A 12,347-nucleotide genomic window follows, 5' to 3' on the forward strand; every position below is an offset into this window, starting at 1 on the left:
CGCGCCCGGAGGCCTTCGATCCTGGGTCCGGCCTCGAAGCGATGCTGACCGTCCGCGAGTTCGAGGCCGTGGCTCAGCGCAAGCTCGACCCGGTCCACTACGACTACATCGCCGGCGGCTCGCGGGACGAGGTCACCGTGCGCGCCAACGAGGACGGCTTCGGCCGACTCAGCCTTCTGCCACGCGTGTTGCGCGGCAGTGCGCAGCGCGATCTGTCCGTCACGCTGTTCGGCGGACAGTCCTCCATGCCCGTGCTGATCTCGCCGACCGCCTTCCACCGCCTGGTGTGCGCCGAGGGTGAGATCGCCACGGCGCGCGCCGCCGCTCGGGCGGGCACGATCATGATCGCGAGCATGGCGAGCACCGTCGCTGTCGGGGAGGTGGCCGCCGCCGCGCGTGCCGCCGCCGGCGACGGCGACCCCACGCTCTGGTTCCAGCTTTATCTGCAGCCTGATATGGACGACACCACGGCGTTGATCGCGCGGGCGACCGACGCCGGCTGCCGGGCGCTCGTGGTCACCGTCGACTCGCCGGTGCTCGGGGCGAACGAGCGCAATCAGCGCAACAACTTCGACGACCTGCCGCCCGAGATGGCCTGCGAGAACCTGCGCAATCTGCGCGGCGACGAGCCGGGGAACGTGCGGCAGATCGCGATGTCGCCGGAGCTGTCGTGGGAGCACATCGACTGGCTGCGAGAGCACACGCGATTGCCGATCCTGCTCAAGGGCGTCCTGCACCCCGAGGACGCGCGGATCGCGATCGCTCACGGGATCGACGGTCTGCTGCTGTCCAATCACGGCGGCAGGCAGCTCGACACCGTTCCCGCGACGATCGACCTGCTGCCGGAGTTCGTCGCGGCGGTGGACGGCAGCGTCCCGGTGCTGCTGGACGGCGGTGTGCGGCGCGGGACCGACGTGGTCAAGGCGCTGGCGCTCGGCGCGGCGGCGGTGGGCGTCGGGCGGCCGATCGTGTGGGGGCTGGCGACCGCGGGGGAGGAGGGCGCCACGCGGGTGCTGGAGCTGCTGCGCGACGAGGTGGACCACACGGTGGCGCTGTGCGGCGCGCGCGGCTTGGCGGACCTCACGCCCGACCTGGTCCGGCCGGCCGCCGGGAGTCGTCGGTGAGCGAGACGGCCTGGAGCTGGTCCGCGGCCGGGGTGCTGGTCGTGGCCGTTCTGGCGAGCCTGCCGTACTGGCTGCCGGGCATCGTCGTCGCTCTTCGAGTACGTATATTCGCCCTCGTCAACGGTACCGAGGGGATACCGGTGCCGGGGAAGCTGGTGCGGACCGACGATTTCAAGCGCGTGTATGCCGATCCGGCTGCCAACGGACGCAGCCGGGGAGCGGCGCTGTCGGACCTGTTCTGGTACTGGCTGGCTCCCGGTCCCGAGGTCCACCAGGAACATCTGGAGCCCGGACCCCGCTACGACGACGTCGCGCGCACCACGCGGCGCACGATCGCGCGGCTGCGGAAGGACGACTGGGTGGAGCTGGTCGCGCGCTGCGCTCGGCAGGAGTTCGATCGGCTCGACGGTTCGGTGGGAGCTGGAGCTGGAGCTGGAGCGGGATCCGGAGTCGGAGTCAGGGTCGGAACCGGAACCGGAACCGGAACCGGAACCGAAACCGGAGTCGGAGCTGGATCCGGAGTCGGTGCTGGAGCGGGGTCCGGAGTCGGAGCCGGCGCGGGAGCCGGAGCCGGAGCCAAAATCGGCGCTGGAGGAGGAGTCGGATCCCGTCGGGCGCGCGTGGTGCGGCTGCGCGACGCGATGATGCCGCTGTGGGCCTCGGTGTACTACGAGGTCGTCTTCGGCGAGCCCTGCCCGCCGGATGCGCGCGAGCTGATCGTGGCGAACGCGAACGACGTCGTCAGTGCTCTGAAATGCACGCGGCTGCGCCACATGCGACGGCGGGACCGGCTGACGCGTTACCTGCGCGGCAAGATCGCCGACGGCGCCGTGCCCTATGGTCTGCCCGCCACGTTCACCGAGCAGGAGCAGGCGTACTACCTGCAGGGCACGTACTTCAACACCGCCGTGGTGCAGATGTCCGAGGGCATGGCGCATCTGCTGCTGGCGATCGCGGCCCGGCCCGAGTTGCAGCGGCGGCTGCGGACCGATCCGGCCGCGCAGACCGAGCTGCTCGACCGGGTGATCGAGGAGACCCTGCGCGTCTACCCGTTGTTCGGCGTCGCGCACCGCATCACCTCGGCGCAGATCGCGCTGGGGGAGACGGCGATCCCGTCCGGGTCGGTGCTGCTGTTCAACTACGCCGAGTACCACCACGCCGGCGGGCCCGACGCGGCCGAGTTCGATCCGGACCGCTGGTTGCGCGAGCACCCCGAGCATGTGAACCACATCCCGTTCGGAGTCAGCGCGAACCGTCCCTGTCCGGCGCGCGGGATCGCGCCGCTGACCATGCGCGTCGCGGCGGCCGAAATGCTGCGGCGCTACGCGCTGTCCACGTCCGTGGGCCACACGCGCTCGCTGCCGAACCGCGGACCGTGCCTGCTGACGCCGCTTGCCCCGGACCAGCAGGGGGAGCCGCCGCGGCTCGCCGCTCGGTTGGCGTTGCTGCGGGTTCGTGACCGCTGGGAAGACGTCTGGCGCAGTCTGGTCCAGCTCGTGCTCGGCACGTACATGGTCTGGGACGCGCGCCGCCTTCGGTTGTGCCGGAACTACTTCGCCGCTCAGGAGGCCGAGCAGTGAGTGCCAGTGCCCTGTCGCCCCGCTTCTTCATCGCCGTCGTCGTGATCCTGTTGTTCTGCCGCCTGATTTCCTGGTCCATCGGCAAGGTCGGGCAGCCTCCGGTCGTCGGCGAGATGGTCGCCGGCGTGCTGCTCGGGCCCTCGCTGCTCGGCGCGGTCGCTCCGCGCCTGGAGAACGAGCTGTTCCCGAACGCGCTCAAGCCAGTGCTCTACATCGCCGGGCAGATCGGCTTGGTGGCGTTCATGTTCCAGGCCGGTCACGAGTTCCGGGCGCATCTGGATCGGCACATCGCGCGCGCGGCGGCGACCGTGTCGGGGGCGGGGATCGTCGTGCCGCTGGCGTTCGGCGTGCTGCTGGCGATCGGGGCGCACGGCCGTGTCAACATCTTCGTCGACGGCGTCTCGCCGGTGGTGACGGAGGCGTTCGTCGGCGTCGCGCTGGCCATCACCGCCTTCCCGATGCTCGCGCGGATCATCACCGAACGAGGGCTGTCCGGGACCCGCTACGGATCGCTCGCGCTGGCCGCCGGTGCGATCGACGACGTGGTCGCCTGGTGTCTGCTGGCCGGTGTGCTCGCCGTGGCCACGGGACATCCCAAGCCGATCCTGGTCGCCCTCGGCGGGATGGTGGTGTTCGGCTTGTCCGTGTACTACGCCGCCCGGCCGCTGCTTGCCAGGACCCTGCGACAGAGCGGGTCGGTGAGCGACGGGCAGGTGCTGGTCGTGGTCGCGGTGTTGTTCCTGGCGGCCTGGTTCACCGACGAGATCGGGCTCTACGCGGTCTTCGGCGCCTTCTGCGTGGGCATGGTGATGCCGCGCGACGACACCGCCGAGCGTGCGGTCGGGACCATCAGCACCAGCAGCCGGATCATCTTCCTGCCGATGTTCTTCGTCTACTCCGGTCTCAACACGCGTTTCGGGCTGCTGGGCAAACCGGCGCTGCTGCTGTTCTCGCTGTTCGCGGTGATCCTCGCCGTGGCCGGCAAGTTCTGGGCGTGCTGGCTCGCCGCCCGGCTCAGCGGGCAGGACCAGGCGACGGCCGTGCGGCTCGGGACGCTGATGAATGCCAGAGGTCTGATGCAGCTCATCGCGTTGAACGTCGGGCTGCAGGCGGGCATCATCAACAGCGAGCTGTTCACCGCGCTGGTCCTGGTCGCCCTTGTCACGACCCTGATGGCTTCGCCCGCGCTCACGCTGCTGGACCGGCGGCTTCCGGTCTCGGAGGAGGCCGGGAGCGCCGAGCCCGACTCCCAGCTCGCCGCGGCGCCGGCGTGATCCGGCATTCAGGACGAGACAGAGGCCTGAGATCAATGTCTGACATAATGCGGCAGCATGGCAGCGGAGACGCCGCAGAAAAACAGACTCCTGATCGTCGAGGACGACACCGAGCTCGCCACGCTGCTCACGGCCCTGATCGAGGGCGAGGGCTTCCACGTGGACACCGCGCACGACGCGCAGCGCGGGCTGCATCTGGGGCTGGCGCACGATTACCGGGTCATGGTGATCGACCGGCGGCTGCCCGGGATGGACGGTCTGGACCTGGTGGCCGGGCTGCGGCGCCGTGCGGTCACCGCCCGGGTGCTGATCCTCACGGCGCTGGGCGCGCACGCCGAGCGCGTGCGCGGGCTCGACGGCGGCGCCGACGACTACCTGACCAAGCCGTTCGACGTGCATGAGCTGCTGGCGCGGGTTCGCGCGCTGGACCGGAGGTTCTCCGACGCCTCGGATCTGCTCCGGCTCGGCGAGGGGTACCTGGACCGGCAGGCGCGGGACGTCGCGCTGGCGGACGGGACGCGCGTCGCGCTGTCGGGGCGCGAGTTCGACCTGTTGGACACCTTGGCCGCACGACCGCGCGCCATCCATTCGCGATCGCAGTTGCGGGCCACGGTGTTCCCGGACACGGCGGCGGAATCCGTTGTCGACACCTATGTGTACTACTTACGCCGTAAGCTCGGCCGGCAGATTGTGCGGACCGTTTACGGCCTCGGCTATCGGATAGGCATGCTGTGATTCTCCGACGGTCCGCTCCGGCGCGCGGTCCTGATCGGCGCGTGCTGACGCGGGCCGCGGCGGTGCTGGCGTGCCGGATCGCTTCGGGGTTCTTGGTCGCGCTGGTGCTGCTTGGTTTCTGCGCGTATCGCGTGGTGCTTGACGAGCAGCGGACGCAGGCTCGGCATCAACTGAGTATGGCGCTGGCCATGGACAATCCGGATGTCGCGATTCCGTGTGTGTGGTTGTTCGAGGTGCAGGGTGCGAGTGTTCGGCATGCGCAGCAGATTCCGGCGGGGTTCCCGCTCGCGTCGGCGGTGAACGGCGCGCAGGACGGTGCGGCGCCTTCGCTGACGCATGTCACGGTGAGCAAGACCGACTTCGATGTGCTGACCGTGCGGCGCGGCGGGGTGGTGCGGCAGGCGGTGTTCGACACCTGGTATCAGCAGGCTGATCTGGATCACTTGGTGCGGGCGTTGCTGCTGGTCGGGCTGATCGGGGTGGTGATGGCCACGATCGTCGGCGCCTTGTTGGGGCGGCGGTCGATCGCGCCGCTCGGGGACGCGCTGGAGCGTCAGCGGCGGTTCGTGGCCGATGCCAGTCATGAGCTGCGCACGCCGCTGACGCGGTTGCACACGCGCGCGCAGATGTTGTTGCGGTGGCAGGAGGAGCAAAGGCAGGCCGAGGCGTTGCCGACCGAGGTGTCGGACCGGCTCGGCGGCGAGCTCAGCGCGATGGTCGGCGCGGCCGGCGAGCTGAACGAGGTGGTCGAGGACCTGCTGATGTCCGCCGGCATGCGCACCGACCCGACCCGCTGCGAGCGCTTCGACCTGGCCACGCTCGCCGCCGAGGTGATCGAGGCCGAGCGCCCCCGCCTGGGCTCGCGCGTCCTGGTCCTGCACACCGTTGGCGACCACCTGGCGATCAGCGGCGCCCGCTCCTCCCTGCGCCGCATGATCTCAACCCTGGTCGACAACGCCATCAGCCACACCGGCCCGACCGGACGCATCGAGATCTCCCTGCGCCCAGCCGGCCGCGCCATCGTCGAACTCGAAGTCACCGACGACGGCACCGGCTTCGACCCCGCCGACCGCGACCGCATCTTCGAACGCTTCGCCCAAAGCGGCAGCCCCGCCGCCCACCACTTCGGCCTCGGCCTGGCCCTGGCCCGCGAGATCGCCACGGACCACGGCGGCACGATCCGCGCGGTGGGGCAGCTGGGGGAGGGCGCTAGCTTCACGGTGCGGCTGCCGGTGCGGGGGTGAGGGTGCGATAGAGTGTCGGTGCGCTTAATTGATGGGCTTTTATAAGCTTTTGCGGCTTCGCGCATGGTTTGAATGGCCTCGCAGGGGGCGCAGTCCGGTGGTGCGTGGCTGATCTGCGCTGGCGGCCGGTGGTCTTTTACGGGCACGACCGCGCGCCCCTCGCTGCCAGCGGTGGGCTAGCCGAGCTGAGCCGGATCGATCTTTTCGACCTCGATGACGTCGGCGCCGTAGCGGGCGGCCAGTGCGGACTTCCACGCGGCGGGATCGGTGATCCCGATGTCCACGAGGCCGTTCTGGCAGCCCCAGCTGTTCAGCGACAAGCCTCGGGACTTCCAGTACCCGACGTCCTTCGAGACTTTGGACTGCACGGCGTCGCATTGCACGGCTGAGTACTTGGTGTCGATGAAGATCATCTTCGTGGTCGGGGAGGCGGCCTGGGCCGCGGCGTCCAGCGCCGGGTTGGGGACGCGGTAGACCAGCACCGCGTAGGGGGTCTGGTCCTTCGGGCCCACCGGTTGCTGGAGCGCGATGCCGCTGTACCACTTCGCGTATTTCAGGCTCACCGCCGTTTTGACCTTCTGCACCGCGTCGTCGAGCGCGTTCTGGCCGGGCGGATCGCCGGACGGCCAGAGGTCCTGCGTCGGTATGGTCGCAGAGCTCGGACTGGGACTCGGACTCGAACTCGGGCTCTGACTCGGCGCCATCGGTGCGCTTCCCCTGGGCGGCGTCGGCTTGCTCGCACAGGCAGTCAGGAGCACAGCCGCCGCGAACGCGACGGCAGGCGCGGTGAGGTGTTTGAGGGCGGTCACCCATCTTGGACGTCGGCGGCCCGGTGCCAGTTCCCTGAAGGTAGCCGGCTGATATCGCCCGTTCCTCGACAGGGTTCGTGAATCCTTTGTTGCGCAACAGAAACACCGCGCGCGCTCTACCACTGGTCTAGCGAAAGAACCGGTTCCGGAACCAGTTCCGGAACCGGTTGCGTCTTGACCCAGAGGTTAACGGCGTCGCAACATTCAAGCCTAGAGAGCGCTCTCACAGGGTTCGCCACCCCAGCCCCACCCTGCCCCACCCCCATTCAGGGTCCACCGACCAGTCCGGCTCGGGCCGGTCGCAGTGCGGCGCAGCCTTGCCGTACGCGACTGTGCCCCGGCCGGCACCGAGTAGCTCTCTATCCCACTGGAGGGACTTCGCCCATGCTCTTCACCGCGCGCGCCGGCCGGGAGGCCCGGCGCTCATCCAGACCACCGCGGCAGCGTTCGCTGCTGGCCGTGGTCGCCTTGATCGCCGGCAGTCTGACCGGCGGCCTGGCCGTCACGGTGGCCTCGGCTCCGTCGGCGGCGGCCGACACGGCGCCGCCGCCGCCGAGTGGCTGGAACACCGTGTTCAGCGACAACTTCGCCGGAGGCGCCGGGACCGCGCCGTCGTCGGCCAACTGGTTCTACGACATCGGGACCGGCTACGGGACCGGCGAGCGGGAGCAGACCACCAACTCCACCAACAACGTCTACCTCGACGGCAACGGCCACCTGGTGCTCAAGGCCCTGAACAACGGCGGGACCTGGACCTCGGGGCGCATCGAGAGCACGCGTGACGACTTCCAGGCGCCGCCCGGCGGCGAGCTGGAGATGAGCGCCTCGATCCAGCAGCCGAATCCCGCCAACGGGCTCGGGTACTGGCCGGCGTTCTGGTCGCTGGGCGCGCCGATGCGGGCCGGCGGCGGCTGGCCGCAGTCCGGCGAGATCGACATGATGGAGGACGTCAACGGCCTGAACGAGGCCTCGCAGACCCTGCACGACTCGGCGAACAGCCCCGGCCACCCGCTCATCGCCTGTCCGGGCGCGGGCTCGGGCTGCCAGACCGGCTACCACACCTACTCGGTCATCATCGACCGCACCAACACCAGCGCCGAGCAGATGCAGTTCCTGATGGACGGCGTGGTGGAGAGCACCATCACCGAGGCCTCGGTCGGCACCGCCGCCTGGCAGGCCGCCATCGACCACGGGTTCTTCATCATCTGGGACCTGGCGATGGGCGGCAACTACCCCGACGGCGTCTCCGGCACCACCACCCCGACCGCCGCCACGACCTCCGGCGCCTCGCTGAGCGCGGCGTGGGTCGCGGTGTACGAGAAGGGCGGCAACTCCACGCCGACCGGCACGCCCGTCTCGACCGGCGCGGTCAAGGACGGCGCGGGCCTGTGCCTGACGAATCAGAACTCGCTGAACACCGAGGGCAACCCGCTGTTCGCCACGGCCTGCAACGGCAGCGCCGGCCAGTCCTGGTCCCCGTACACGGACAACACCGTCCGCGTGCAGGGCGGCTGCCTCGACGTGGTCGCGGCGGGCACGACCAGCGGCACGAACGTGGACTGGTACGCCTGCAACGCCACCAACGCGCAGAACTGGACCCGCCAGGCCAACGGCGAGCTGCTGAACCCGAACTCCGGTCTGTGTCTGACCGATCCGGGCGGCAACGCCGGAACCCGCCTCGACCTTGAGGCGTGCACCGGCTCCCCGCAGCAGACGTGGACGTTCCCGACCGGCTCCGGCGGCGGCGACACCGTGACCGTCACCAACCCCGGCGGCCAGACCGGCACCGTGGGCACCGCGGCCAGCGTCCCGATCCACGCCAGCGACTCCGCTTCCGGGCAGACCCTGACCTACACCGCTTCCGGTCTCCCGGCGGGCCTGTCGATCAACGCCTCCACCGGCGTGATCTCCGGTACGCCGAGCGCCGCCGGCACGTCGAACGTGACGGTCACCGCGACCGACACCACCGGCGCGGCCGGATCCACCAGCTTCAGCTGGACGATCAATCCCACCGGCGGCGGCGGTACCTGCGGCACGACCAACCTCGCGCTGAACCAGCCGGCGACCGCCTCCTCGGCGGAGAACGCCGGTACACCGGCGGCGGACGCGGTCGACGGCAACGCCGGGACCCGCTGGTCCTCGGCGTTCTCCGACCCGCAGTGGCTCCAGGTCGACCTCGGCTCGTCCACGTCGATCTGCAAGGTCGTCCTGCAATGGGAGACCGCTTACGGCAAGGCCTACCAGATCCAGACGTCGAACGACGGCACGAACTGGACGACCATCTATTCCACCACGACCGGCACCGGCGGAACCGAGACCCTGAACCTGTCCGGCACCGGCCGCTACATCCGCATGAACGGCACCGCGCGCAACACGGCATACGGCTACAGCCTCTGGGAGTTCCAGGTCTACGGCTCGAGCTCCGGCGGCGGCGGTACCTGCGGTACGACCAACCTCGCGCTGAACAAGCCGGCGACCGCGTCCTCGGCTGAGAACGCGGGCACTGCTGCCGCCGCCGCATTCGACGGCAACGCCGGGACCCGCTGGTCCTCCCTGTTCACGGACCCGCAGTGGGTCCAGGTGGACCTCGGTGCCACGCACACGCTGTGCAAGGTCGGGCTCTCCTGGGAAACGGCCTACGCGACCGCGTTCCAGATCCAGACCTCGAACGACGGCACGAACTGGACGCCGATCTACTCCACCACCACCGGAACCGGCGGGACGCAGAGTCTCACCGTCTCCGGCAGCGGACGCTACGTCCGGATGAACGGAACGGCGCGCGCCACGCAGTACGGATACAGCCTGTGGGAGTTCCAGGTCTTCGGGAGCTGATTCCCGAGGCTGAGACCTTCTGAGCACAACAAAGCCGGCCGGGCGCGAGTGGATCGCGCCCGGCCGGCCTCGTCGCGTCGTGGCGCGCGACGTCTTCCCGCTGCGTTGCCGTTGCAGTGCTGTTGTCGCTGTCGTGCCGCTGCCGTGCCGCCTTCGCTAGTCGCCGGCTCCGGACCGTCCGTACCAGTCGACGCACACCACGACCACGTCGTCGTCGGCGTCCACCGACCGGTGGCTCGACACCTCGCGCAGGATCGCGGTCGGCACGTCCTCGGCCGGGAGCAGCCCGGAGGAGTTGATGCCGCGCTGCAAGGCCGCGTGGCCGTAGACCTCGCCGCCCGGCGAGACCGCCGCGTGCGCGCCGTCGCTGACGATGACCAGCCGGTCGCCGGGCAGCACCTGGAACTTCTGCGGGGTGTACGCGGTCTCCTCGAACATGCCCAGCGGCAGCTGCGCGTCGACGTCGATCCGCTCGACCGAGCGGCCGCGGCGCAGCCAGATCTGCGGCGAGCCGGCGTCCACGACGGTCACCTCGCCGGTGTCGTAGGCGAAGCACAGCAGCAGGGCACTCACATAGAGCTCGCCCTGGTGCTGCGCGTACACCGCCTGGTCGGCCAGCGCTGCCTGGTCGGCCAGGTCCAGCCCGGCACGGCGGGCGTTGCGCAGGCCGTTCACCGCCAGCGAGGTCAGCAGCGCCGCGCTGATGCCCTCGCCCATGCCGTTGACGACGGCCAGGGTCAGATCCGTGCTGGTCGCGGCCCAGTCGTAGCTGTCGCCGCGGATGGCGTAGGCCGGTTCGAGCTGCGCGCCGAGGGCGTACTCGCGGCGGCGGCTCGAGCGGCCCGGAAGCAGCTGCCACTGGGTCTCGGCGGCCAGCGTGAGGCGGGTGGCTCGGCGAGCCTGCTGGTAGCGGTCGGTGTCGCGGTCGGCGACGACGATCTCGTGACCGAGCAGCCGGGCCACCGCCTGCAGCGTCTCGACCTCGGTGCTGTCGACCTCCACGGCACGCGCGGAGCCTTCGGCGCTCGCACCGTTCGCTGTGTTCTCGGCGGTCCCTGTGTTTTCGGCGTTCTTGGAGGCATCGGAGGCATCGGAGGCATCGGATCGGGTGACGTCGGCCGGCAGCACGGCGCTGAGCGTCCCGTGCCGGTCGCCGCGCACGGTCACCGGGACCGTCACGATCGTGGTGCCGTCGCCCTGCCGCTGGAACTGCGGCCGCTGGCTGGCGAAGGCCTTGCCCTCGACGCTGGCGTGGATGGGCAGCGTCCCGGACCGCCCCAGGCCGCCGACGGGGGCGAGCACCCGCAGCGCGTAGTCGGCCAGGTACACCTCGACACCGCTGACGCCCATGGTCAGCAGGACAGCGCGCACGGCCTCCGGCAACGCTTCGGGGTCGGCCGAGCGCAGCGCGCGCTCCACGGTCGGATAATCGATCACTTCGGTTCCTGATTCTAGGGGAGATGGCGGCTGGTCGCTTCGGCTCGGCAGTGGCACAGTGGTGGCGTGCACCTGGATCCACCACCGCCCGAGACGGTCGCCGAGACGGCTGCCGCGGTTGTGGAGTTGCTGGACGCCCTGCACGGACGGGGCATGGAGTCGCTGCCCGGCGGTCCGGTCCCGCCATCCCAGCTGCGGGCGCTGCGGGCGATCGAGCGGTCCGAGGGGATCAACCTGCGCGCCCTCGCCGAAGCCCTGGGCACCCGGCCGCCGGCGACCAGCCGGTTGTGCGACCGCATGGAGGCCGACGGGCTCGTGCGGCGCACCCCCAGCGCCAGCAGCCGCCGCGAGGTCGAGCTGTGGCTCAGCCCGCGCGCGCGCCGAGTGCTCGCCGAGGTCCGCTCGGCGCGGGTGCGCGAGCTGCAGGAGATCATGCAGACGCTGCCGCCGGATTCGCTGGCGGGGCTCTCGACCCATCTGGGCCGCCTGCACGCGGCGATCGAGCAGCGGCTTGGACCCTCGGAAGGCGGCGAGTCGCAGGCTGGCCAGAGCAGTGCAGCCTGAACGTCCACGCGCCTCCCTCCCGCCGCTGCCGTACGCACCGCGTCGCGTATAGCGACCGCGGGTGCGGTGCGCCGCGTCAAATGTTGCCACATGTAAACGATTAATTCTAAAGTCGATGCGGGCAGCTTTTGAGCCGCCCGGGTCGTCGTCGTCCACGCCACGGGCCGCCGCCGTGCTCCCGCCGCCAGATGGGCCGTCGTGCCCCCGTACCGCAGGATCGTGACATGAACACCTTCGGTCACACGGTCGCCGAGCACGGCGACCATGTGCGGCTCGCGCTGATCGGCGACGTGGACTTCGCGGCCCATCCGACGCTCATCGCGCAGCTCACCACCCTGGTCGGAGTCGGGCGCGCGGTCGTGGTGGACTGCTCGGCGGTGACCTTCCTGGATTCGATGGGCCTGCGCGCGCTGGTCGAGGGCCGGCGCGCGGCGCAGATCGCGGGGGTGGGCTTCGAGCTGGCCGACCTGTCCCGGCCGGTCCTGCGGGTGATCGAGCTGTCCGGAACCACCGAGTTGTTCACGATCCGCGGGCCGATAACCGAAGAGTACGGGCCCTGACATGCCGGGTCCGCCGCCGCTTCGCCGTGCCGAACGGGGTGCCGCGGAGCCGCGCGGGGGTAGATGATGACTCAAGTCGGCAGGCCGAAACGTCACGGCTGGTTCAGGGAACGGCGCTCAGGCGCGAGGCAGGAAGAGACAGGACGGCTGATGGACGACAGGGCTGAGCGTGCAGCCTCCACCGTGCG

10 protein-coding genes are annotated in these 12,347 nt (G+C 70.3%); 8 read left to right on the plus strand and 2 right to left on the minus strand.

Annotated features, from left to right (window positions below):
* Positions 1-41 precede the first annotated feature (41 nt).
* The 5 genes from CACI_RS20305 to CACI_RS20325 are packed head-to-tail and all read left to right on the plus strand — an operon-like array spanning position 42 to position 5,957.
* Positions 42-1,124, plus strand: coding sequence for an alpha-hydroxy acid oxidase (locus tag CACI_RS20305; protein ID WP_041542078.1), 1,083 nt, complete (start codon positions 42-44; stop codon positions 1,122-1,124).
* The gene (locus CACI_RS52585) at positions 1,121-2,704 is read left to right on the plus strand and encodes a cytochrome P450 (protein WP_015792701.1); all 1,584 of its coding nucleotides are present in this window, start codon (positions 1,121-1,123) and stop codon (positions 2,702-2,704) included. The genes CACI_RS20305 and CACI_RS52585 overlap by 4 nt, the downstream gene beginning before the upstream one ends.
* Complete coding sequence (locus tag CACI_RS20315) at positions 2,701-3,978, plus strand: cation:proton antiporter (protein ID WP_015792702.1); 1,278 nt, start codon at positions 2,701-2,703, stop codon at positions 3,976-3,978. The genes CACI_RS52585 and CACI_RS20315 overlap by 4 nt, the downstream gene beginning before the upstream one ends.
* A 57-nt stretch (positions 3,979-4,035) precedes the next feature.
* Positions 4,036-4,713, plus strand: a complete 678-nt coding sequence (locus CACI_RS20320) for a response regulator transcription factor (RefSeq protein ID WP_015792703.1) — start codon at positions 4,036-4,038, stop codon at positions 4,711-4,713.
* A gap of 41 nt (positions 4,714-4,754) precedes the next feature.
* Positions 4,755-5,957 (plus strand): sensor histidine kinase, encoded by a 1,203-nt coding sequence (locus tag CACI_RS20325; RefSeq protein WP_015792704.1) that lies wholly within the window; start codon positions 4,755-4,757, stop codon positions 5,955-5,957.
* A 176-nt stretch (positions 5,958-6,133) separates the two neighbouring features.
* On the opposite strand, the gene CACI_RS20330 is transcribed toward CACI_RS20325, so the two are convergent.
* Positions 6,134-6,661: a hypothetical protein gene (locus CACI_RS20330; protein WP_015792705.1), complete on the minus strand. Its 528-nt coding sequence runs from the start codon at positions 6,659-6,661 to the stop codon at positions 6,134-6,136.
* 489 nt (positions 6,662-7,150) lie between these two features.
* On the opposite strand from CACI_RS20330, the gene CACI_RS45860 reads away from it, so the two are divergent.
* The gene (locus CACI_RS45860) at positions 7,151-9,598 is read left to right on the plus strand and encodes a discoidin domain-containing protein (RefSeq protein ID WP_015792706.1); all 2,448 of its coding nucleotides are present in this window, start codon (positions 7,151-7,153) and stop codon (positions 9,596-9,598) included.
* A gap of 156 nt (positions 9,599-9,754) precedes the next feature.
* On the opposite strand, the gene CACI_RS20345 is transcribed toward CACI_RS45860, so the two are convergent.
* Entirely contained in the window at positions 9,755-11,035 is a 1,281-nt protein-coding gene (locus tag CACI_RS20345; RefSeq protein ID WP_015792707.1) for a PP2C family protein-serine/threonine phosphatase, read from the minus strand.
* Positions 11,036-11,101: 66 nt separating this feature from the next.
* Between CACI_RS20345 and CACI_RS20350 the strand changes: the two genes are divergently transcribed.
* Positions 11,102-11,599 carry a MarR family winged helix-turn-helix transcriptional regulator gene (locus CACI_RS20350; protein ID WP_015792708.1) on the plus strand — a complete coding sequence of 166 codons (498 nt, stop codon included), beginning with the start codon at positions 11,102-11,104 and terminating at the stop codon, positions 11,597-11,599.
* Positions 11,600-11,823: 224 nt separating this feature from the next.
* Complete coding sequence (locus CACI_RS20355; protein ID WP_015792709.1) at positions 11,824-12,159, plus strand: STAS domain-containing protein; 336 nt, start codon at positions 11,824-11,826, stop codon at positions 12,157-12,159.
* The last annotated feature ends 188 nt before the right edge of the window (positions 12,160-12,347 follow it).

Origin of the sequence: Catenulispora acidiphila DSM 44928 (assembly GCF_000024025.1) — a bacterium.
Lineage (GTDB): Bacteria > Actinomycetota > Actinomycetes > Streptomycetales > Catenulisporaceae > Catenulispora > Catenulispora acidiphila.

Bases quoted from the DNA above. Each gene is read 5' to 3' on its own strand.
- CACI_RS20305 (WP_041542078.1), top strand. From the start codon at position 42: ATGCTGACCGTCCGCGAGTTCGAGGCCGTGGCTCAGCGCAAGCTCGAC.
- CACI_RS20320 (WP_015792703.1), top strand. From the start codon at position 4,036: ATGGCAGCGGAGACGCCGCAGAAAAACAGACTCCTGATCGTCGAGGAC.
- CACI_RS20330 (WP_015792705.1), bottom strand. From the start codon at position 6,661: ATGGCGCCGAGTCAGAGCCCGAGTTCGAGTCCGAGTCCCAGTCCGAGC.
- CACI_RS45860 (WP_015792706.1), top strand. From the start codon at position 7,151: ATGCTCTTCACCGCGCGCGCCGGCCGGGAGGCCCGGCGCTCATCCAGA.
- CACI_RS20355 (WP_015792709.1), top strand. From the start codon at position 11,824: ATGAACACCTTCGGTCACACGGTCGCCGAGCACGGCGACCATGTGCGG.